We start from the raw sequence: 234 nt of genomic DNA, 5'->3' as shown, positions 1-234 counted from the left end.
AACCGTATCATTAAGTGCTATGCCGAGAACGCACAAGGCGAACGTGTTGAATACTATAAGGCAGATTTACTGCTTTATAAAGACGCTCGTGTTGATATGTATTATCTTGATAGATATGTCGGAGCGGATAGCTGGCAAAGAACGCACCGGGCAGAAGGGAACGACTTTATTTGTGGAATATCCATAAAAAATGAAGCCGGAGAATGGATAACTAAAGAAGATGTAGGCGAATTA

Annotated in this window: 1 protein-coding gene; it reads left to right on the top strand. The window is 41.0% G+C overall.

The genetic code is table 11. The features are described from left to right. On the top strand, nt 1-234 hold a 234-nt coding region (locus ABFY71_RS19145; protein WP_347947468.1), incomplete at both ends, for a hypothetical protein.

Origin of the sequence: Devosia alba (assembly GCF_039938915.1) — a bacterium.
Lineage (GTDB): Bacteria > Pseudomonadota > Alphaproteobacteria > Rhizobiales > Devosiaceae > Devosia > Devosia alba.
Note: the sequence above shows the minus strand (reverse complement) of the source record. Positions and strands in the feature narration are given on the sequence as shown.